This window comes from Pseudomonas sp. SED1 (genome assembly GCF_034044025.1).
Lineage (GTDB): Bacteria > Pseudomonadota > Gammaproteobacteria > Pseudomonadales > Pseudomonadaceae > Aquipseudomonas.
Map to the genome: position 1 here is coordinate 14,209 of NZ_JAXCIS010000227.1, position 20,692 is coordinate 34,900.

A 20,692-nucleotide genomic window follows, 5' to 3' on the forward strand; every position below is an offset into this window, starting at 1 on the left:
CATTCCCACGCGGAGCGTGGGAACGATCAAAAAAAACCCCGCCTGCATCGCTGCAGGCGGGGTTTTTCAGTATCGGGGTAAGGCTGGCTTACATCATGCCGCCCATGCCGCCCATACCGCCCATGTCTGGCATACCGCCGCCAGCTGGAGCGTCATCTTTGATCTCGGCGATCATTGCTTCAGTGGTGATCATCAGGCTGGCAATCGACGAAGCCGCTTGCAGAGCCGAACGAGTCACTTTAGCTGGGTCCAGGATGCCCATTTCGATCATGTCGCCGTATTCGCCGGTAGCAGCGTTGTAACCGAAGTTACCCGAACCCTGCTTGACCTTGTCGACAACTACGCTTGGCTCGTCGCCGGAGTTGGCAACGATCTGGCGCAGAGGTGCTTCAACAGCACGACGCAGCAGAGCGATACCGACGTCTTGGTCAGCGTTGTCGCCTTTCAGCTCCGAGATAGCCTGCAGAGCGCGAACCAGTGCCACGCCACCGCCAGGTACCACGCCTTCTTCAACGGCTGCACGGGTAGCGTGCAGGGCGTCTTCAACGCGGGCTTTCTTCTCTTTCATTTCAACTTCGGAACCAGCGCCAACCTTGATCACTGCAACGCCGCCGGACAGCTTGGCCAGACGCTCTTGCAGTTTTTCACGGTCGTAGTCGGAAGTGGTATCAGCCACTTGAGCGCGGATCTGGGTAACACGTGCCTGGATGTCAGCTTCAACACCAGCACCGTCGATCACGGTGGTGTTTTCCTTGGTCACGGTGACGCGCTTGGCATTACCCAGGTGTTCCAGGGTAGCGCTTTCCAGGCTCAGGCCGATCTCTTCGGAGATAACGGTACCGCCAGTCAGAACAGCGATGTCCTGCAGCATGGCCTTGCGACGATCGCCGAAACCAGGTGCTTTTACAGCAACCACTTTCACGATACCGCGCATGTTGTTCACAACCAGAGTCGCCAGGGCTTCGCCTTCAACGTCTTCGGAAACGATCAGCAGTGGGCGGCCGGCCTTGGCAACAGCTTCCAGAACTGGCAGCAGTTCACGGATGTTGGAGATCTTTTTGTCAACCAGCAGGATCAGCGGGCCGTCGAGCTCGGCGGTCATGGTGTCTGGCTTGTTGACGAAGTACGGGGACAGGTAGCCACGGTCGAACTGCATGCCTTCAACAACCGACAGTTCGTTCTCCAGGCCCGAGCCTTCTTCAACGGTGATCACGCCTTCTTTACCGACTTTTTCCATGGCTTCGGCAATGATGTCGCCGATGGAGCTGTCGGAGTTGGCCGAGATGGTGCCGACCTGAGCGATTGCCTTGGTGTCAGCGCATGGCTTGGACAGGGACTTCAGCTCTTTGACAATGGCGATGGTCGCCTTGTCGATGCCGCGTTTCAGGTCCATCGGGTTCATGCCGGCAGCGACGGCTTTCAGGCCTTCGTTGACGATCGACTGAGCCAGAACGGTAGCGGTGGTGGTGCCGTCGCCTGCGTCATCGTTGGCACGGGAGGCAACGTCTTTGACCAGCTGCGCGCCCATGTTTTCGAAGCGATCTTTCAGCTCGATTTCTTTGGCGACGGAAACGCCGTCCTTGGTGATGGTCGGAGCGCCGAAGCTCTTCTCGATGATCACGTTACGGCCTTTAGGGCCCAGGGTCGCTTTTACTGCGTCAGCCAGGACGTTCACACCGGCGAGCATTTTCTTACGGGCGGAATCGCCGAATTTAACTTCTTTAGCAGCCATGATCGATATTCCTTAAATACTTTGTAGTAACGGGAAGATGAACGGGGAAATCAGCCTTCCAGAACAGCGAGAATCTCGTTCTCAGCCATTACCAGCAGGTCTTCGCCGTCGATTTTCACAGTGTTGCTGCCGGAGTAAGGGCCGAAAACAACCTTGTCACCCACTTTCACAGCCAGCGCACGTACTTCACCGTTTTCCAGGGTCTTGCCTGGGCCAGCAGCGAGAATCACACCGTGGTTGGCTTTTTCAGCAGCCGAACCTGGCAGCACGATACCGCCAGCGGTTTTCTTTTCTTCTTCACTGCGACGGATGACGACGCGGTCATGCAGAGGACGAAGCTTGCTCATTGTCGATCTCTCCTAATTGTGTTTTTCATCGGCCGGTGTCAATTCCGGCTAGTTAAATTCCGGCGGCGCCGGTCGCGGTTCGCGGTGCGAAACGCGGAAGTCTGTCTGGTGTCGCCACCAGAAACCTTGCGGTGACCGTTACATAAGGGCGCATAAGCTTATTACAAGGTGCAGAGATGAAAATTTTTGTGTCGGGGGCGTGTTCAAAAGCCGCGCGGCACCCGCGGGTGCCGTGCCAGTGACGGGATTACTTGGGGTCGCGGTGTTCGAACTCACCTTCGATCACGTCACCTTCACGCCCCAGGGGCTGGCGCGGGGCCGGGCCACCACGGGGTTGCAGGTCGTCGGCGAAGGCGCGCTGGCGGATCGCAGCCTCTTCGGCACGCTGGCGCATCTTGCCCGCCAGCAGCTTGCGAGTGAATGGCAGTAACATCACCAGGCCAACCACATCGCTGATGAAGCCCGGCAGGATCAACAGGCCACCGGCCAATGCCATCATCAAGCCTTCGAGCATGGTCTGGGCCGGCAGTTCGCCGCGATTCAGGCTTTCACGGGCACGCAGCGCCGTGGCCAGGCCGGCGACGCGCAGCACCAGAACGCCGAGCATCGAGCCGAGAATGATCAGCAGCAGCGCCGGGAAAAACCCGATTGCCCCACTGACTTGTACGAATACGAACAGCTCCAACACGGGGAACAACAAAAAGAGCAACAAAAAAGGGCGCATCAAATGGTTCCTCAACGCAAGAATGCCTTGCTACTTCACCTTAGATGACGTCGCCGTTTCGTGAATTCAAGCTTCGGCGGCTGCTTTTTTCGGCCAGACCTCAGCGTGAGCCAAGAAAACCAAGGCTTCGCGTACTTGTGTCGGCGTATTGCAAGGCTCGGCAAAGGGCAGCCAGTAGAGTGCCTGGCCAATGCGCAGGTGCATGCCTTCGCTGTCGATACCGGCCAATTGTGCAGGCTCGGTGGTCGGCAAGCCGGCCAGTTCGACGTAGTGGGCAATGGCCTTGGTGTGGTCGCTGTTCATGTGCTCGATCATGCTCAACTCGGCCTTGCCAACGAACGGGTTGGCCAGGGTCAGTTGGTCGACCCAGTGAATCGCGCCGAACCCGCCGATATAACGGTGGCGCACCGGCTTAAGTACCCAGAAGTCAAAATCATGGGCCTTGTGGTAGTTGGCAGAATCCGGGAAGTAGCGGTAATAACGCTCGGCTGCGGCTTCAATCGCGGCGCTGTCTTCGAGCTTTTCGGCCTCGGCCAGGTAGGTCAGGCGCCCTACCGCTTGCACGTCGTCCGCCTCACGCTCACCCACCAGCAGCGAGCACTTGGGGTCTTTCTGCAGGTTATGGGTGTGCTGGGCGATACGGCTGATCAGGATCAGCGGCCGGCCCTCGGCATCCAGGCAGTACGGCACCACTGAGCCGAACGGAAAGCCGGGCATGGCCTTGGACAAGGTGGCAAGTGCCCCACGGTATTCCTTGAGCAGTAGTTCTCGGGCATTCTTGGCAACGTGCGCGCTCAACTTATGACTCCTTTGATAAATTCCGTCAAAAAACAAACTTGGATAGCCGATTAATTCTGCCCACAGGACTTGCGAATGCATCTCAACGACAAAGTAATCATTATCACCGGCGGTTGCCAGGGTTTGGGCCGTTCCATGGCGGAGTATTTCGCAGCCAAGGGCGCGCACCTGGCGCTGGTGGACCTCAATCAGGAAAAACTCGACCAGGCGGTGGAAGCCTGCCAGGCACACGGCGTAACGGCCCGGGCCTATCTATGCAACGTGGCGAATGAAGAGCAGGTGTGCCAGACGGTGGCACAGATCGCCGAAGACTTCGGCGCGATCAACGGTTTGATCAACAACGCGGGGATTTTGCGCGACGGCTTGCTGCTCAAGGTCAAGGATGGCGAGATGACCAAGATGAGCCTGGCCCAGTGGCAGGCGGTGATCGACGTGAACCTCACCGGCGTGTTCCTGTGCACCCGCGAAGTGGCGGCAAAAATGGTGGAGTTGAAGAACCAGGGCACCATCATCAATATCTCGTCGATCTCCCGCGCCGGCAACGTCGGCCAGACCAACTACTCGGCCGCCAAGGCCGGTGTCGCGGCCGCCACCGTGACCTGGGCCAAGGAGCTGGCGCGCTATGGCATCCGCGTCGCGGGCATTGCGCCGGGGTTTATCGAGACGCAGATGTCCCTGGGCATGAAGCCCGAGGCACTGGAGAGGATGACGTCGGGCATTCCCCTCAAGCGCATGGGGCGGCCTGAGGAGATTGCCCATTCAGCGGCGTACATCTTCGAAAACGACTACTACACCGGGCGAATCCTGGAAATGGACGGCGGGTTACGCCTTTAATTACCAGGCGACTCGTTACCAGGCGGCTCCTTACCAGGCGACGCCGAACCCTGCGGTATAGCGGGTCTTGCTCAACGCGCTTTCCGAGTCGCCACTGATCACGTCGCGCTCGGCCTTGAGGTTGAGGGAAGCCCACTCGGTGACTTTGTAGCGCAAGCCCATTTCCGCATCCAGGGAGTAGTCGGACGGCCCGGCCAGCGGCTTGCCCAGCTCGCCATTGGTGAAGAATTCGACGGTTTTGCCCACCAGGTAGCGGTTGTAGTTCCACTTCATTGCCAGCGAGTAGAAGTTGTCTTTGCCGCCGTCCTGGTATTCATAGTCGGTGCGGTTGACCAGCGAACCGAGGGAGAACGCGCCCAGTTCGTCGTCCCAGAATTGGTAGCCCGGACCCGTACCCACGGTGCGCTGGCGTGACAGGTCTTCAACCTTGTCGCGCTTGTAGGTCAAACGGCCCTGCCAGAACCAGTGTTCGGTGATAAACCGGTCCAGGTCGTATTCCAGCGCCCAGTTGTCGGTGGTGGTCACGTCGTCCTGGAATTCGCGGTTGTATTCGCCCTGGCCGGTATGACGCCACTGGCCATGACGAGCTGTGGTCTTGAAGTCGATGTCGTAGTCGTTGGTGTCTTTTTCCGCGCGCTTGTAGTCCAGCGCCATGTCGACATTGCCCTTCCACACCAGGTCTTCGATCACGGGCTTGGGCTTGATGATCTGCTGGATGCTGGCCAGTTCGACGGTCTTGGGCGCCTCACCGTTGGCCAGGATGACTTTGCCGTCATCGGCCGCCTGCAGTGATTTAGCCTTCTCGCCGGTGTAGGCATCCTGCTTGACCAGCAGTTCCTGATCACTTTCAAGGGTTTTGACCTGCTTCCAGTCCACCGGGATGGCACCGGCATAGTCAGTCTGGATCAGCAGCTTGCCGCCGTCGAAAACCTTGATCTTGCCGGTCAGACGGTCACCGTTCTTTAACCAGACGGTATCGGCGAGCAGAGGCGTGGAGGCGCTGAATACAGCGAGGCACAGCAGGGTTCTGGACAACATAAGCGGATATGGGGCTCGAGTTTGACGAAAAAACGGGCATTATCGGGGTGGATAACTTCTTAGCAAGGACTGACTCGGGTATTTGTATCGAGTTCCGTTCTCAGCCGCCCATTTTGCAGACATTTCTTACAAATAGACGGATATTTTCATCGGATATGCCACCGTGAACGAAACGACCGACGCTCCGCAAAGCCCCGCTGAAATGCGTCGCACCGGGCTGTACCTGACCCTCGCCCAGGTGCCTGAAGGCTGCGTAATCAGCTACGGGGAGCTGGCGCAGCTCGCCGGTTTGGGTCGCGCCGCACGTTGGGTGGGTCGCACCCTGAGCCAACTGCCCGAGGACACCAAATTGCCCTGGCACCGGGTGTTGGGTGCCGGTGGTCGGATAAGTCTGCCGGTGGGCAGTGCCTCAGGTGACGAGCAACGTGCGCGTTTGCGCGGCGAAGGCGTCAGCATCGTGAACAATCGTGTTGATATTCAGCGTCATGGCTGGCGCCCGGTAGAGCACAGCGGTTAGAGTGCGCGCTTTATTTGCGTAATTCTGAGGCAGACTCCAGCCCATGCCCCGTAAAACCTGGCGCGCCGCGCTCGCCGCCTATGCCAGCCCCTCGACGTTAGTGCTGCTGTTGCTCGGCTTTGCTGCCGGCATGCCTTACATGTTGGTGTTCTCGACGCTCTCGGTGTGGTTGCGTGAGGCCGGTGTGGCCCGCGAAACCATCGGTTACGCGAGCTTGATCGGCCTGGCCTATGCCTTCAAGTGGGTCTGGTCGCCCTTGCTTGACCAATGGCGCCTGCCGCTGCTCGGCAAGCTCGGACGTCGTCGATCCTGGTTAGTCTTGTCCCAGACGCTGGTTATCCTTGGATTGATCGGCATGGGCTTTTGCGATCCGCAAAAGCACCTGTCTTGGCTGATCGCTATCGCGGTAATCGTCGCCTTCGCTTCCGCCACTCAAGACATCGCCGTAGACGCCTACCGCCTGGAAATCGCCGACGACAGCCGCCAGGCTGCGCTGGCCGCCAGCTATATGTCCGGCTATCGAATTGCGGCCCTGCTGGCGACGGCCGGCGCACTGTTTTTCGCTGAAGGCTTTGGCTCCACCGGCTTCAATTACAAGCACTCGGCATGGACCGGCACCTACGTGCTGTTTGGTGTGCTGATGGTGCCCGCGCTGCTGACCACGCTGCTGATGCGCGAGCCCAATGTGCCACTGCGCACCCAACTGCAGGCCGGGCGCTACAGCTTTGCTCACCAGTTAGTCTCGGTGTTCGTGTTGATTGTGCTGCTGGTCTCGGTGCCGGCGATGTTTACTCAGCTGTACAACACTGACTTCGCCAGCGTGCTGTTCCAGGGCGTGAGCCTGCTGGATCTGCTGCTGGAAGACCGCGCGTTCCTGCGGGCCATCCTCTATATCATCCTCACCACCCTGTGCCTGTCGACCATGGGCCGCCGGGGCCTGGCGCCGGTGCTCACACCGGTCAACGACTTTATCCTGCGCTACCGCTGGCAGGCCCTGCTGCTATTGGGGCTGATTGCCACCTATCGCATGTCGGACACGGTAATGGGTGTCATGGCCAACGTGTTCTATATCGACCAGGGTTTCACCAAGGACCAGATCGCCGGCGTCAGTAAGGTCTTCGGCCTGATCATGACCCTTCTGGGTGCCGGCATGGGCGGCCTGCTGATCGTGCGTTTCGGGATCCTGCCGATCCTGTTTATCGGTGGCATTGCATCGGCCGGCACTAACCTGCTGTTCGTGATGCTCGCCGACATGGGCCCGGACCTGCAGATGCTGATTTTCACCATCTCCCTGGATAACTTCAGTTCCGGCATGGCGACCTCGGCGTTTGTTGCGTACCTGTCGAGCCTGACCAACCTGAAGTTCTCCGCCACCCAATACGCGTTGCTCAGCTCGATCATGTTGCTGCTGCCACGTTTGATCGGCGGGTATTCGGGGGTGATGGTCGAGAAGTTCGGTTACCACAACTTCTTCCTGATCACCTGCCTGCTGGGTGTGCCGACGCTGCTCCTGATTGCCTTGCACTGGTTCCAGGAAAGCCGGCGGATTCGGTTGAATCCTCCCGAGGACACCTCCCCCTTGTAGGAGCGAGCTTGCTCGCGAAGAACTCACAGGCACCGCGTTTATCCCGGTTTCCCGTGTAATCGTTGACGATCTTCGCGAGCAAGCTCGCTCCTACAGACAGCTCTGCATCCTGATGCCTGTACGTCGGCGGCAAGCGCCCGTACAATCCAACGTCATTTCAAGTCCAAGCAACCGACAACGGCCTACCATGCGCACCAGTCAATATTTGCTCGCCACACAGAAAGAAACGCCTTCCGACGCGGTCGTGATCAGCCACCAGCTGATGCTGCGCGCCGGCATGATCCGCAAACTGGCCTCGGGCCTGTACACCTGGCTGCCCATGGGCTTGAAGGTGATGCGCAAGGTCGAAGCCATCGTTCGTGAAGAAATGAACGCTGCCGGCTCTCTGGAAGTGTTGATGCCGAGCACCCAACCGGCTGAGCTGTGGCAGGAATCCGGGCGCTGGGAAGAGTACGGCCCTGAATTGCTGCGCTTCAAGGACCGTCATGGCCGCGACTTCTGCGCCGGCCCGACCCACGAAGAAGTGATCACCGACCTGATGCGCAACGAGTTGAGCAGCTATAAACAGCTGCCCCTCAACCTGTATCAGATCCAGACCAAATTCCGTGACGAAATCCGCCCACGCTTCGGTTTGATGCGTGGCCGCGAATTCATCATGAAGGACGCCTATTCGTTCCACCCGGACCAAGCGTCCCTGCAGGTCACCTACGACCGCATGCACACCGCTTACTGCAACGTGTTCACCCGCCTGGGCCTGAAATTCCGCCCGGTTGAAGCGGACAACGGCTCCATCGGCGGTGCCGGTTCCCACGAATTCCACGTGCTGGCCGAGTCCGGTGAAGACGACATCGTGTTCAGCAACGGTTCCGACTACGCGGCGAACATCGAGAAAGCCGAAGCCGTGCCACGGGAAACCTCCCGCCCTGCGCCAAGCGAAGAGCTGCGCCTGGTGGACACGCCTGAGACCAAGACCATCGCAGCCCTGGTGGAGAAATTCAATCTGCCGATTGAAAAGACCATCAAGACCCTGATCGTGCGCGCCGAGGAAGAAGGCAAGCTGATCGCCCTGGTGATCCGCGGCGACCACGAGCTCAACGAAATCAAGGCCGCCCAGCAGCCAGGCGTTGCCAACCCGCTGGTCATGGCCACCGACTCAGAACTGCGTGACGCGATTGGCGCCGGCGCTGGCTCCCTGGGCCCGCTGAACCTGCCACTGCCGATCATCATCGACCGTTCGGTTGAGCTGATGAGCGACTTCGGCATCGGTGCGAACATCGATGACAAGCACTACTTCGGCGTGAACTGGGAACGTGACCTGCCGGTTCCGACCGTGGCCGACCTGCGCAACGTGGTTGCCGGCGACCCGAGCCCGGACGGCAAGGGCACCCTGGAAATCAAGCGCGGCATCGAAGTCGGGCACATCTTCCAGCTGGGCAACAAGTACAGCAAGGCGATGAAGTGCGAAGTGCTGGGCGAGAACGGCAAGCCGATCACCCTGGAAATGGGCTGCTACGGCATTGGTGTTTCCCGCGTGGTTGCGGCTGCCATCGAGCAGAACAACGACGAGAAAGGCATCATCTGGAGCGACGCCCTGGCGCCATTCCAGGTTGCCCTGGTACCGCTGCGCTACGAAACCGAGCAAGTACGCGAAGCCACCGACAAGCTGTACGCCGAACTGACGGCGGCCGGTTTTGAAGTGCTGCTGGATGATCGGGACAAGAAAACCAGCCCGGGCATCAAGTTCGCCGACATGGAACTGATTGGCATCCCGCACCGGATCGTGGTCAGTGACCGCGGCCTGGCCGATGGCAATCTGGAATACAAGAGCCGGACCGAAGCCGAAGCCCAACCGTTGCCGGTGGCTGACGTGCTGTCTTTCCTTCAGGCGCGTATTCGTCGCTGAAAACCAGATCAAGAGTCGTCATGTTCAAGCGAAACACCATAGCCCTGGGGGGCGCCACGTTATGTGGCGCCCTGCTGGTCAGCGGCTGCGCCAACCAAATGTCGCAACGCAGCGAGCACGAGGAACGTATCGAGCGCAAATTGCTCGATCACAGCCTGCAGATCGACGTGGGCGAACCCAAGGTGCTGGAGCTGCCGCAACGCCGGGTGCGCATTCACGAGCAAAAGACCTTTGAGGTCACCGAATTCGAAGTCACCCGTCGTTACGACCGCTACACGCCCTACCAGCCTTGGCGCAAACTCTATGAGATGCCCCTCGGCGCGGTCGCGCTCGTGGCGGGCGTCGGCGCCAACGTGGCGAATATCTTTGCCCTGGGCAACTTGCCTGCCAGCGTGACCCGTGACTGGCTCAGCTACGGCGTGGACGGGATCAACCCGTTCATGAACGTGCAATCCCATGGTCGGGCGCAACAGAACCTGGCGGGCATCGATGAAGTCCAGCGCGACAAGCGTGTGGAGTATTCGAGCCTGCCCTGGAGCGAGCGCCCGGTACAGGTGACGGCTGGCAAGCAAACCCATGAACTGACCACCGACCGTAACGGCGTGCTGCGCCTGAACCTGCTGGACAGCCCGTTTGCCGAGCAGGACCTGAACCGCATCAGCATCCTGAAGATCAGCGTTGAAGATGCCCAGGATGACGTGCACTCGGACTCATCCCTGGCCGTCAGCAGCACCCTGCGCAGCAAATTGCTCGAAGCTCACGGGTTGATCTACGACGACCTCGAAGACGATGAAGTCAACGAGTGGGTGCACCGGGTCAAGCGCCTGTCGGAGTTGGGCCTGGAAGAAGAGGCCAGCGAACTGGAACAAAGCCTGATTGAACTGACCCGCAACGATCCGGAGTTGCAGCAGGAATTCTTGCAGGCATTGACCAAGGATGCGGGTCGGCTGGTGGCGGATCCCGGCGCACGCTGAAGCCATTAAATGTGGGAGCGGGCTTGCTCGCGAATACGGTGTGTCAGTTGATGCATATGCTGGCTGACACGCCGTATTCGCGAGCAAGCCCGCTCCCACATTTGGTTTCCGGTTTCTACCAGGGAAACTGGAGCTGCTCGTTGCCGCTGCTCAAGTCCAGCAAACGCACACCTATTCCCAACAATCGCACCGGCTTGCCGCCACGATTGAAAGCCTGGGTCAGCAACTGCCGGTAACTCTCCAGATCCCGCCCTGCCCCGGCCTGCTCCAGGGTGGTTTGGGTAAAGTCGTGAAACTTCACTTTGACGAACGGCTTGCCCGCCCGATAGCTGCTGTCGATGCGCGCCATGCGTCCGGCCAGGGTGTCCATCAGCTCCGGCAGTTTTTCCAGGCAACTGGGCAAGTCCGGCAGGTCGACGTCGTAGGTGTTTTCCACGCTGATGGATTGCCGGCGACTATCGTTCTGCACCACACGGTCATCGATCCCACGGGCCAGGCTCCAAAGCCGCTCGCCGAAGCTGCCAAATTCACGCACCAGCGCCAGCTTGTTCCACTCTCGCAGTTGCAGGCAGTCTTCGATCCCCAGCCGCGTCAGCTTGTCGGCCGTTACCTTGCCCACGCCGTGGAGCTTTTTCACCGGCAGCGCCGAGACAAAGTCTTCGACCTGATCGGGGGTGATCACAAACAGTCCGTTGGGTTTTTTCCAGTCGCTGGCGATCTTGGCGAGAAACTTGTTCGGCGCCACGCCTGCAGAAACGGTGATGTGCAATTGATTGGAGACCCGCCGGCGAATGTCCTGGGCGATGCGCGTGGCGCTGCCGCCGAAATGCGGGCTGTCGGAGACGTCGAGGTAGGCTTCGTCCAGGGATAACGGTTCGATCAGGTCGGTGTAGTCGCGAAAGATCGTCTGGATTTCCTTGGACGCTTCTTTATAAGCGTCCATGCGCGGCTTGACGATGGTCAGGTCCGGACACAGCTTCAACGCGTGCCGGGACGACATGGCCGAACGCACACCATAAGCCCGCGCCTCATAGTTGCAGGTGGCGATCACACCGCGACGGTCTGCCGAGCCGCCAACCGCCAGGGGCTTTTGCGCCAGAGTCGGGTCGTCGCGCATCTCGATGGCGGCGTAGAAGCAATCACAGTCGACGTGGATGATTTTGCGCTGCGTCATATATAAGGCAGTGATTCTGGGCAGAAAACGAACAGGCGGGCAGTATCTCATTCACACCTGTATATAGCACCAGTAGTTTGAATCTTCCGCCTAAGCGGTAGGAAAATTCGTAGATGAATTCATTTTCTCAATCGAAACACACCCCCCAATAGAGCTGAAAGCCTCGGCCAGACTGGCCCCGCGGCCTATCAAGGGGCCACCTTGGAGAGCTAACCGATTGAACCACAAGCGCTTTTCTTTGAATCAGCGGTTGACACACTCGCGTTCCTCTGTAGAATGCCGACACACAGACGCGGGATGGAGCAGTCTGGTAGCTCGTCGGGCTCATAACCCGAAGGTCGTCGGTTCAAATCCGGCTCCCGCAACCAAACATCAAAAAAGGCTACTCGAAAGAGTGGCCTTTTTTGTGCCTGTCTGTTTTAGCCCCTCTTTTCGATTGTCTGACAAAAATCCTTTCCCAATCGCGCACTTACCGCACGCGCGTGACAATCCGACGCTAATTTGCACTTATTTGACCCATCGTTCGATTAACGGTTGACACCCTGCCGTTGCTCTGTAGAATGCCGCCACACAGACGCGGGATGGAGCAGTCTGGTAGCTCGTCGGGCTCATAACCCGAAGGTCGTCGGTTCAAATCCGGCTCCCGCAACCAAACATCAAAAAAGGCTGCTCGAAAGAGTGGCCTTTTTTGTATCTGACGAAAAAGTCCTTTTGAAACAATGGCATGGCATCTTTCATGAAACCGTACACGGTTTGTAGAGTCCATCTCATTGCAAGCTATGCTAAGTCTTCAAGCACTGTCCTTCTACGACCAATGGGCGCTGTCGCTGCACTTCGCGATACGCGTTAATATTTGTAATTATTTTGTCCATAGGGATTGGTAACTTGGCTGGATACCTCCATCCTGTCGCGCACAATCCACGAGGTGATTGATGCGCGCCAACTCGTCTGAACCACAAGACACTGTCACAGCGACACAACCGATCACTCCCACCCGTTTGCGCTGGCTGGATCTGTTGAGCAAATACCGCCAGCCCATCGGACTGGCCGTCACTTTGTTGCTGTTCGCAATCGCCCTTATCGCCTGTCGCCACCTGCTGCTTGAGCTGGACCTGTACGCGCTCCACGATTCGATCCTGGAAGTGCCGAAGCCCGCCCTGCTGGGCGCATTCGGTGCCGCTGTCGCCGGCTTTATCATTCTGTTGGGCTATGAATTTTCCGGCGCCCGCTATGGCGGCGTGAAGCTGCCTGCCAAGACCTTGGCCTACGGCGGCTTTACCGCTTTCGCCATTGGCAATGCGATTGGTCTGTCGATGCTCTCGGGCGGTTCGGTACGCTACCGTTTATATGCACGGTATGGCATCGGTGCCTCCGAAGTGGCCCGCATGACCGTGTTTGCCAGCCTGGCCCTGGGTTGCGCCCTGCCGCCACTGGCTGCCCTGGCCACCCTGAGCAACCTGCCCGCCGCGTCCAGCGCGCTGCATTTACCCGCGAGCCTGCTGGGTGGTGTCGCTGGCGCCGTATTGTTGTTGACGGCAGCACTGTGCATCGGCATCTATCGTCGCCGGCTGCCGGAACAACCTTACCCGGACAACCTGCTGGTCAAGGCCGGGCGCCGCACCTTGCGCCTGCCGGGCCGTCGCCTGACCTTTCTGCAACTGATCATCACCGCCCTCGACGTCGCCGCTGCCGCCACCGTGCTGTATATGCTGCTGCCGGAAGCACCACCCTTTGGCCCGTTCCTGCTCGTGTACCTGCTGGCCCTGGCCGCCGGCGTGCTCAGCCATGTACCGGGCGGCGTCGGGGTGTTCGAAGCGATCCTGCTGGCCGCCTTTGCCGACAAGCTCGGCGCCGCGCCACTGGCCGCCGCATTGCTGCTGTACCGGATGATCTATGTGGTGCTGCCACTGTTGATCGCCTGTGTATTCCTGCTGGTCAATGAAGCCCAGCGCCTGTTCCATACACAGCAAAGCCTGCGGGCGGCCTCGGGCCTCGCTGCACCGATCCTGGCCGTACTGGTTTTTTTGTCAGGCGTGGTCCTGCTGTTTTCCGGCGCAACCCCGGAAATCGACTCACGCCTGGAAAACATCGGCTTCCTGATTCCTCATCGCCTGATTGACGCTTCGCACTTTGGTGCCAGCCTGATCGGCGTGCTTTGCCTGCTCTTGGCCCAGGGCCTGCGTCGCCGGTTGTCGGCCGCGTGGATGCTGACCATGGTGCTGCTGCTGACGGGCGCCCTGCTCTCCTTGCTCAAGGGTTTCGACTGGGAAGAAGCCAGCCTGATGACCATGACGGCGGTGCTGCTGGCGATCTTTCGGCGTTCGTTCTATCGCGCCAGCCGCCTGACCGAACTGCCCTTCTCGCCGCTGTATCTTGTTGCCAGCGTGTGCGTGCTCGGTGCGTCGATCTGGCTGCTGTTGTTCGCCTACCAGGACGTGCCCTACAGCCATCAACTGTGGTGGCAGTTCACCCTCGACGCCAACGCCCCGCGTGGCTTGCGCTCGCTGCTGGGCGCTGCCGTGGTGCTGGTGGTGGTCTCGCTGACCTGGCTGCTGCGTACCGCGCGCCCGATCATCCACCTGCCGACACCCGAAGAGCTGGAGCGCGCTACCAAGATCCTGATGAACTCGGCGCAACCCGACGGCGGCCTGGCGCTGACCGGCGACAAGGCCCTGCTGTTTCACCCCAACGACGAAGCGTTCCTGATGTACGCGCGTCGCGGCCGCAGCCTGGTGGCCCTGTATGACCCGATCGGCCCGACCCTGCAACGGGCCGAGATGATCTGGCAGTTCCGTGACCTGTGCGACATTCACCATGCGCGCCCGGTGTTCTACCAGGTGCGGGCAGAGAACCTGCCGTACTACATGGACATCGGCCTGACCGCGATCAAGCTGGGTGAAGAAGCCCGGGTCGACCTGAAACGCTTTGACCTGGAAGCCAAGGGCAAAGAGATGAAGGACCTGCGCTACACCTGGAACCGCGGGACCCGAGATGGCCTGTCCCTGGAGATCCACGAACCCGGCCAGGCACCGATGGAGGAGCTGAAAGTCATCTCCGACGCGTGGCTGACCGGCAAGAACGTGCGGGAAAAAGGCTTTTCCCTCGGACGATTCAGCGACGACTACCTCAAGCACTTTCGGATTGCGATCATTCGCTTCGAAGGGCGCCCGGTAGCGTTTGCGAACCTGCTTGAGACCTACAGCCATGACCTGGCCAGTCTCGACCTGATGCGTGCGCACCCGGACGCGCCGAAGCTGACCATGGAATTCATGATGGTCGGCCTGATTCAACATTATAAGAACCATGGCTACGCCCGCTTCAGCCTCGGCATGGTGCCGTTGTCGGGCCTGCAACCACGACGTGGCGCCCCGCTGACCCAACGCCTGGGCTCGATGGTGTTCCGCCGTGGCGAGCAACTGTATAACTTCCAAGGCTTGCGCCGCTTCAAAGACAAGTTCCAGCCTGACTGGGAACCCCGTTATATGGCCGTGCCCGCAGGACTTGATCCGCTGGTGGCACTGGCCGACACCGCCGCCCTGATTGCGGGCGGCTTGACTGGATTGGTGAAACGCTGATGATTCGACGCTCCTGGCGGTATGTATTGGCATTTTTGGTGGTACTGGCACTGATCGTTGGTGGCGGCTACTGGTACTGGAACCGCCCTGCACCGCAACCGACTCTGGAACAACTGCCACAGGCGGACGGCACGGTCCTGACCCGCGTAACCCCGGGCACCGCGCCCAAGGCACGTGTAGCCGTGGCCGTGCTGGCCGATGAAACCCTGACCGACAGCCAACTGATCGCCCTCAGCCAGGGCGGCGCAGCGCAGATCGTCCAGGTGATCCTGCCCAAGGACGACTGCAAGTTGCAGGAACAAGCCCTGCAAACCGCCCTGGGCCAGCTTGCCGGCCCGGCAACCCTGGTCAGCGGCATCGGCCCTGGCGCAGCCCTGGCCTGGCGCTGGCTGGCCGCGCAGAACGACGACAAGGCGAATGCCATTTCCGTCGGCTTCGCGCTGGCACAACCTGGATGCAACGACCCGCTGCCGAAAACCTCGGCCCACGGCAATTGGCTGGTGGCCTGGAACGATAACCCTGACGATGATGCCGCCAGTTTCGTACGCGACACGCCGCGCGCCACCACCAGCATCAGCGACTATGACGTTCACTATCCGCAAGTGCTGAACAACGAGCTGCGCAAGCAACTGGTGGGCTCGGACAACGGCGGCCTGGCGATTCCGGTGGTCGAAGTGCCGGCTGGCCAGGCCAAGGACACCGTCACCCTGTTCCTCTCCGGTGACGGCGGCTGGCGTGACCTGGACCGCGACGTGGCCGGTGAAATGGCCAAGATCGGCTACCCGGTGGTCGGCATCGATACCCTACGCTACTACTGGCAGCACAAGTCTCCGGAACAAAGCGCCAAGGACCTCGCCGAGCTGATGCAGCACTACCGGCAGAAATGGGGCACCAAGCGCTTCGTGCTGACCGGCTACTCGTTCGGCGCCGACGTGTTGCCGGCCATCTACAACCGCCTGCCGGAAAGCGAGCAGCAGCGTGTAGACGCAATCATCCTGCTGGCCTTCGCCCGCACCGGCAGCTTCGAGATCGAAGTGGAAGGCTGGCTGGGCAACGCTGGCAAAGAAGCCGCTACCGGCCCGGAAATGGCCAAGCTGCCAGCCGACAAGGTGGTGTGCATCTACGGTGCCGAAGAAGTCGACGAGAGTGGCTGCACCGACAAGACGGCAGTCGGTGAGGCTATGAAGCTGCCTGGCGGCCATCACTTCGACGAGAACTACCCGGCGCTGGCCAAGCGTTTGGTAGATATCATCGAGAAGCGCCAGGGCAAGACCCCGGCCGAATAAGCGCCCACAAAAAAGCCCCCGCTGCCGCAAGGCACCGGGGGCTTTTTGTTGGGCTTACATTTCTACCTGGGTACCGAGCTCGATCACCCGGTTAACCGGCAGCTTGAAGAAGCGCAGGTTGCCGTTGGCGTTCTTGAGCATGAAGGCGAACAACCCTTCGCGCCAGCGCGCCATGCCCTTGATGCGGGAGGCGATCACCGTTTCGCGGCTGAGGAAGTAGGTGGTGCGCATCGGGCTGAAGTCCAAGTCATCCAGATGGCACAGCTTCAGCGCCTCGGGCACGTCCGGCTCATCGGTAAAGCCGAAATGCAGGATCACGCGGAAGAAGCCTTCGCCGTAGGAATCCACCTCAAAACGGCGCGAGACGGGCACACGCGGAATGTCTTCGTAGACCACCGTCAACAGCACCACTTGCTCGTGCAATACCTGGTTATGCAGCAGGTTGTGCAACAGCGCATGGGGCACGGCGTCGGGCCGCGCGGTGAGGAATACCGCAGTGCCCTGCACGCGGTGAGGCGGCTGCACGCGGATACTGCTGATAAAGATCGGCAACGGCAGACCACCTTCGTCGAGGCGGTCTACCAGCAGCTGCTTGCCGCGCTTCCATGTGGTCATCAGCACGAACAGCACAATCCCCGCGAGTACCGGGAAGGCGCCGCCCTGGACGATCTTCGGCACGTTGGCCGCGAAGTACAGCCCGTCCACCAACAGGCAGCAAACCAGGACCGGCACTGCAAATATTGGTGGCCATTTCCACAGCAGCAGCATGACTGCCGACACCAGAATGGTGGTCATCAGCATGGTGCCGGTCACCGCCACACCGTAAGCCGATGCCAGTGCGTTGGAGGACTCGAAACCCAGCACCAGCAGGATCACGCCGACCATCAGCGACCAGTTCACCGCGCCGATGTAGATCTGGCCCTGTTCGGCACTGGAGGTGTGCTGGATATGCATGCGCGGGATGTAACCCAGCTGGATCGCCTGGCGGGTCAGGGAGAACGCGCCGGAGATCACCGCCTGGGACGCGATCACCGTGGCCAGGGTGGACAACACCACCAGCGGGATCAGCGCCCAACTCGGCGCCAGCAGGTAGAACGGGTTGCGCGCGGCTTCAGGATCGCCGAGCAGCAGGGCACCCTGGCCGAAATAATTGAGCACCAGTGCCGGCAACACCAGAATGAACCAGGCACGGGCGATGGGCTTACGGCCGAAGTGGCCCATGTCGGCGTACAGCGCCTCGGCACCGGTCAACGCCAGTACCACCGCGCCAAGGATGGCCACGCCAATACCCGGGTGAGCCTCAAAGAAACGCACGCCCCACATCGGGTTCATGGCGTTGAGTACTTCCGGATGCTGGGTGATGCCATAGGCGCCGAGGCCGCCCAGCACCAGGAACCAGGTCACCATCACCGGCCCGAACAACTTGCCGATGCGATCGGTGCCATGCTTCTGGATCAGGAAAAGGGCCACCAGCACCACCAGGGCGATCGGCACGACCCACTTTTCCAGGCCATCGAACGCCAGCTCCAGACCTTCCACCGCCGATAACACGGAAATCGCCGGAGTGATCATGCTGTCGCCGTAGAACAGCGCCGCGCCGCACAGGCCACATACCACCAGGAAACTGCGCAATCGCTTGCGCTCACCTGCCGCCCGTCGCGCCAACGCGGTCAAGGCCATGATGCCGCCTTCGCCCTGGTTATCGGCACGCAGCACGAACAGCATGTATTTGATCGATACCACCCAGATCAGCGACCAGAAGATCAGCGCCAGGATCCCCAGCACACCGTCATGGTTGACCTGAACCCCATAGCCGCCGGTAAACACCTCTTTAAGGGTGTAGAGCGGGCTGGTACCGATATCGCCGTAAACCACCCCCACTGCCGCCACCAGCATGCCGATCGGCTTTGCGTTGGACTGCTCGGCACCTGCTGCCTGACTACTTGCCTGACCCATCAACCACTCCTGCCCTTTGACCTGCGGTCTTTTATAAACAGCGCGCCTGCTGCGGGCGCCTATGCTGTCCACAGCATGCGCTGTTTTACTTCTCGTTACAGACGATTTATTGACCGAGGAAATTCACTCAGGTGCAACGGCGCGAAGCATAGCGCAGCACTCGTCGTATTTCCCTGCATAAAGCTGGTCAAGTGCGTTGCCCGTCGATAGAATTGCGCACTTTTTGATCAGAGGCGTGCCAAACGCCCATCCGCCACCTTTCGTGCACGACGGGCGGCGTCATTCAATACCGAGGTTAGACATGTCCACCACCATCGCAAAAGCCAACCCCAAGGTCGGCTTTGTATCCCTGGGTTGCCCAAAGGCTCTGGTCGACTCCGAACGCATCCTTACCCAACTGCGCATGGAAGGTTATGACGTCGTGTCCACCTACCAGGACGCGGACGTGGTGGTGGTCAACACCTGCGGCTTCATCGACTCGGCCAAGGCAGAGTCCCTGGAAGTGATCGGCGAAGCCATCAAGGAAAACGGCAAGGTGATCGTCACCGGCTGCATGGGCGTGGAAGAAGGCGCCATCCGCAACGTGCACCCGAGCGTGCTGGCCGTGACCGGCCCGCAGCAGTACGAGCAAGTGGTCAACGCCGTGCACCAGGTAGTGCCGCCGCGCCAGGACCACAACCCGCTGATCGACCTGGTGCCGCCGCAAGGCATCAAGCTGACCCCGCGCCACTATGCCTACCTGAAGATTTCCGAAGGCTGCAACCACAGCTGCAGCTTCTGCATCATCCCGTCGATGCGCGGCAAGCTGGTAAGCCGTCCGGTGGGCGACGTGCTGGACGAGGCCCAGCGCCTGGTCAAATCCGGCGTGAAAGAGCTGCTGGTGATCTCCCAGGACACCAGCGCCTACGGCGTCGACGTCAAATACCGCACCGGTTTCTGGAACGGCGCGCCGGTGAAAACCCGCATGACCGAACTCTGCGAAGCCCTGAGCAGCCTCGGTGTATGGGTGCGCCTGCACTACGTTTACCCGTACCCGCACGTTGACGAGCTGATCCCGCTGATGGCCGCCGGCAAGATCCTGCCGTACCTGGACATCCCGTTCCAGCATGCCAGCCCGAAGATCCTCAAGGCCATGAAACGCCCGGCTTTCGAAGACAAGACCCTGGCGCGCATCAAGAACTGGCGCGAGATCTGCCCGGAACTGATCATCCGCTCCACCTTTATCGTCGGCTTCCCCGGCGAAACCGAAGAAGACTTCCAGTACCTGCTGGACTGGCTGACCGAGGCCCAGCTGGACCGCGTCGGCTGCTTCCAGTACTCGCCGGTGGAAGGTGCTCCGGCCAACCTGCTGGACGCTGCCATCGTGCCGGACGACGTCAAGCAAGACCGCTGGGAGCGCTTCATGGCGCACCAGCAGGCCATCAGCTCGGCGCGCCTGCAACTGCGCATCGGCCGTGAGATCGAAGTACTGATCGACGAAGTCGACGAGCAAGGCGCGGTTGGCCGTTGCTTCTTCGATGCGCCGGAAATCGACGGCAACGTGTTCATCGACGATGCCAGCGACTTGAAGCCGGGTGACAAGGTCTGGTGCACCGTGACCGACGCCGACGAGTACGACCTGTGGGCTGAAAAGCGCGCATAAGATGTAAAGAATTGAAAAAGCCCTGCTTCTGGACAAGATGCGGGGCTTTTTTAGGTCTATCGTTTGGCCCATCAGCGCCAAACATCAGCAAGGGGCAGCGGGCATGCGTCAGCATTCGGTTATCCATACACCCAAATCCAGCGACTATCAGGAACTGACCCGAATCTGGGAGGCGTCGGTGCGGGCCACCCATAATTTCCTGCCGGACAGTTACATCGAGTTGCTGAAAAACCTGGTGCTGACCCGCTACCTCGACGCGGTAATGCTGATCTGCACCAAGGACTCGCGCCAACGCATCACCGGGTTTGCCGGAGTGGCGGCGGGCAAGGTCGAGATGCTGTTTATCGATCCCGAGCACCGTGGCCAGGGCCTGGGCCGGCAATTGCTGCGCTATGCCATCGAGTCCATGAACGCCGACCAACTCGACGTCAACGAACAGAACCCGCAGGCCCTGGGTTTTTACTTCAAGCAAGGCTTTGAGGTGATCGGACGCACGGACCACGACGGCATGGGCCAGCCTTATCCGTTGCTGCACATGCGTTTGCGCCAGGCCCAGCAACAGGCACGTCGCGGCTAAATGAAATGGAGCCGGGATTAACCGGCGCCA

General features: G+C 60.1%; 16 protein-coding genes and 2 tRNA genes. 11 read left to right on the plus strand and 7 right to left on the minus strand.

Annotation, left to right across the window (positions count from 1 at the left end):
• Nucleotides 1-88 precede the first annotated feature (88 nt).
• The 4 genes from groL to SNL23_RS28310 form a co-directional block, all read right to left on the minus strand.
• Nucleotides 89-1,732, minus strand: a complete 1,644-nt coding sequence (groL, locus tag SNL23_RS28295; RefSeq protein ID WP_076015366.1) for a chaperonin GroEL — start codon at nt 1,730-1,732, stop codon at nt 89-91.
• 50 nt (nt 1,733-1,782) lie between these two features.
• Nucleotides 1,783-2,079, minus strand: a complete 297-nt coding sequence (locus SNL23_RS28300) for a co-chaperone GroES (RefSeq protein ID WP_003208599.1) — start codon at nt 2,077-2,079, stop codon at nt 1,783-1,785.
• 247 nt (nt 2,080-2,326) lie between these two features.
• On the minus strand, nt 2,327-2,803 hold the full coding sequence (locus tag SNL23_RS28305) for an FxsA family protein (protein ID WP_008433587.1): 477 nt from the start codon (nt 2,801-2,803) through the stop codon (nt 2,327-2,329).
• A gap of 66 nt (nt 2,804-2,869) precedes the next feature.
• A complete protein-coding gene (locus tag SNL23_RS28310) occupies nt 2,870-3,601 on the minus strand; it encodes a HugZ family pyridoxamine 5'-phosphate oxidase (RefSeq protein ID WP_318304361.1) in 732 nt (243 codons plus the stop codon).
• Between the two features lie 75 nt (nt 3,602-3,676).
• On the opposite strand from SNL23_RS28310, the gene SNL23_RS28315 reads away from it, so the two are divergent.
• The gene (locus tag SNL23_RS28315; protein ID WP_167663473.1) at nt 3,677-4,435 is read left to right on the plus strand and encodes an SDR family oxidoreductase; all 759 of its coding nucleotides are present in this window, start codon (nt 3,677-3,679) and stop codon (nt 4,433-4,435) included.
• Nucleotides 4,436-4,465: 30 nt separating this feature from the next.
• Here the strand turns inward: SNL23_RS28315 and SNL23_RS28320 are convergent, their stop codons facing one another.
• The gene (locus SNL23_RS28320; RefSeq protein WP_076015369.1) at nt 4,466-5,473 is read right to left on the minus strand and encodes a DUF481 domain-containing protein; all 1,008 of its coding nucleotides are present in this window, start codon (nt 5,471-5,473) and stop codon (nt 4,466-4,468) included.
• A 202-nt stretch (nt 5,474-5,675) separates the two neighbouring features.
• Between SNL23_RS28320 and SNL23_RS28325 the strand changes: the two genes are divergently transcribed.
• The 4 genes from SNL23_RS28325 to SNL23_RS28340 all read left to right on the plus strand — a co-directional run bounded on the left by SNL23_RS28325 (nt 5,676) and on the right by SNL23_RS28340 (nt 10,452).
• Entirely contained in the window at nt 5,676-5,990 is a 315-nt protein-coding gene (locus SNL23_RS28325) for an MGMT family protein (protein ID WP_256576911.1), read from the plus strand.
• A 43-nt stretch (nt 5,991-6,033) separates the two neighbouring features.
• Nucleotides 6,034-7,575 (plus strand): AmpG family muropeptide MFS transporter, encoded by a 1,542-nt coding sequence (locus SNL23_RS28330; protein WP_076015371.1) that lies wholly within the window; start codon nt 6,034-6,036, stop codon nt 7,573-7,575.
• A gap of 187 nt (nt 7,576-7,762) precedes the next feature.
• Nucleotides 7,763-9,478, plus strand: a complete 1,716-nt coding sequence (locus tag SNL23_RS28335; RefSeq protein WP_076015372.1) for a proline--tRNA ligase — start codon at nt 7,763-7,765, stop codon at nt 9,476-9,478.
• Nucleotides 9,479-9,498: 20 nt separating this feature from the next.
• Nucleotides 9,499-10,452 carry a hypothetical protein gene (locus tag SNL23_RS28340; RefSeq protein ID WP_318304362.1) on the plus strand — a complete coding sequence of 318 codons (954 nt, stop codon included), beginning with the start codon at nt 9,499-9,501 and terminating at the stop codon, nt 10,450-10,452.
• Between the two features lie 115 nt (nt 10,453-10,567).
• Here the strand turns inward: SNL23_RS28340 and dinB are convergent, their stop codons facing one another.
• A complete protein-coding gene (dinB, locus tag SNL23_RS28345) occupies nt 10,568-11,626 on the minus strand; it encodes a DNA polymerase IV (protein WP_076015374.1) in 1,059 nt (352 codons plus the stop codon).
• 291 nt (nt 11,627-11,917) lie between these two features.
• Between dinB and SNL23_RS28350 the strand changes: the two genes are divergently transcribed.
• From SNL23_RS28350 to SNL23_RS28365, 4 genes are all read left to right on the plus strand, one after another.
• Nucleotides 11,918-11,994, plus strand: a tRNA-Met gene (locus SNL23_RS28350).
• Between the two features lie 207 nt (nt 11,995-12,201).
• Nucleotides 12,202-12,278 (plus strand) — tRNA-Met (locus tag SNL23_RS28355).
• 280 nt (nt 12,279-12,558) lie between these two features.
• A complete protein-coding gene (gene mprF, locus SNL23_RS28360; protein WP_318304364.1) occupies nt 12,559-15,201 on the plus strand; it encodes a bifunctional lysylphosphatidylglycerol flippase/synthetase MprF in 2,643 nt (880 codons plus the stop codon).
• Nucleotides 15,201-16,487 carry a virulence factor family protein gene (locus SNL23_RS28365; RefSeq protein WP_318304367.1) on the plus strand — a complete coding sequence of 429 codons (1,287 nt, stop codon included), beginning with the start codon at nt 15,201-15,203 and terminating at the stop codon, nt 16,485-16,487. Before mprF ends, SNL23_RS28365 begins: the two co-directional genes overlap by 1 nt.
• A gap of 54 nt (nt 16,488-16,541) precedes the next feature.
• On the opposite strand, the gene SNL23_RS28370 is transcribed toward SNL23_RS28365, so the two are convergent.
• Nucleotides 16,542-18,443: a potassium transporter Kup gene (locus tag SNL23_RS28370; RefSeq protein WP_076015377.1), complete on the minus strand. Its 1,902-nt coding sequence runs from the start codon at nt 18,441-18,443 to the stop codon at nt 16,542-16,544.
• Nucleotides 18,444-18,744: 301 nt separating this feature from the next.
• Here SNL23_RS28370 and rimO point away from each other — a divergent pair, with 301 nt between their 5' ends.
• Together rimO and SNL23_RS28380 are read left to right on the plus strand one after the other, a co-directional pair.
• Nucleotides 18,745-20,085 (plus strand): 30S ribosomal protein S12 methylthiotransferase RimO, encoded by a 1,341-nt coding sequence (gene rimO / locus SNL23_RS28375; protein WP_076015378.1) that lies wholly within the window; start codon nt 18,745-18,747, stop codon nt 20,083-20,085.
• A gap of 103 nt (nt 20,086-20,188) precedes the next feature.
• The gene (locus tag SNL23_RS28380; RefSeq protein WP_318304369.1) at nt 20,189-20,662 is read left to right on the plus strand and encodes a GNAT family N-acetyltransferase; all 474 of its coding nucleotides are present in this window, start codon (nt 20,189-20,191) and stop codon (nt 20,660-20,662) included.
• The last annotated feature ends 30 nt before the right edge of the window (nt 20,663-20,692 follow it).